The sequence below is a fragment of the Paraburkholderia sp. SIMBA_030 genome (assembly GCF_046535245.1).
Taxonomy (GTDB): Bacteria; Pseudomonadota; Gammaproteobacteria; order Burkholderiales; family Burkholderiaceae; genus Paraburkholderia.
The window spans coordinates 1-272 of sequence record NZ_JAWRXB010000543.1; the positions used below are offsets into that span (position 1 = coordinate 1).

General features: G+C 61.4%; 1 protein-coding gene. It reads left to right on the forward strand.

Features of this window, described 5'->3' with window-relative positions:
• The coding region (locus SB772_RS41130; protein WP_410838667.1) for a histidine kinase dimerization/phospho-acceptor domain-containing protein at nt 1-272 on the forward strand (272 nt) is incomplete at both ends.

Genomic DNA, 272 nt, shown 5'->3' on the forward strand with positions numbered 1-272 from the left:
TCCCGCTCACCACCATTCTTGGATATGTGGAATTGGTGGAAGACGACCCCGACATCGGCGGCCACAGCGTGGCGGCCGAGTACCTGAACCGGATCGGTGCCAGCGGACGGCGGATGCTGGGGATGCTGGAAGACGTCCTGAACTACTCCCGGGTTGGGGGCGGAATCCAACCGGCCCAGTTGTCCTTACAGGACGTGGCTGTAGACGTCATCCGCGACCTCGGCATTGAGAATGACGGCATCGTTGAAGTCCAGGACCTCAGACTTTCCGCC